At 40.2% G+C, this 483-nt stretch carries 1 pseudogene; it reads right to left on the reverse strand.

From position 1 onward, the window contains the following. Positions 1-259: 259 nt before the first annotated feature. Positions 260-483: pseudogene (locus tag ACNKXV_RS13325) on the reverse strand (hypothetical protein); the annotation flags it as partial.

Raw genomic sequence — 483 nt, forward strand, 5'->3', positions numbered from 1 at the left:
AGTCATTAGGCCTTTTTCGACCTGATTGTCAAGAAAAAACTGGTCTTTTACTTTAAACTCAATATCTACCAGGGCATTTCCGATGCCTGTTACGTCGTATTTTTTCATTTTTAAAACGTTGGAAAGTTGTAATGTTAAAAGGTTGTAAAGTTGGTCTCAATTCATTATTCGGAGTTCGATAATCGACATTCTAAATAGGAAAACTCAATCTTGCATTCTTAAGATGGAGGTTCAGAAGAATCTCGTACTTCGTAATTCGTCAATCGAAAATCGGATGTCTCTCGAATGGCTTTTCCCGATCAAACAGGTAGCGATACGTATGGTGTGTCTTATAAATCGTCGCCAACAGCTGCTCGCATACCCGCATCATTTTGGGATTGAAGTCGCCGATCCAGTTCATTTCGATAGTTTTATAGGGGAAGGATGACTTGCCGCTCATCTTGTCATAGCTGATGATCATGGCACTCTCTACACCCTTGGCTT

Origin of the sequence: Christiangramia aquimixticola (assembly GCF_048285835.1) — a bacterium.
Taxonomy (GTDB): Bacteria; Bacteroidota; Bacteroidia; order Flavobacteriales; family Flavobacteriaceae; genus Christiangramia; species Christiangramia aquimixticola.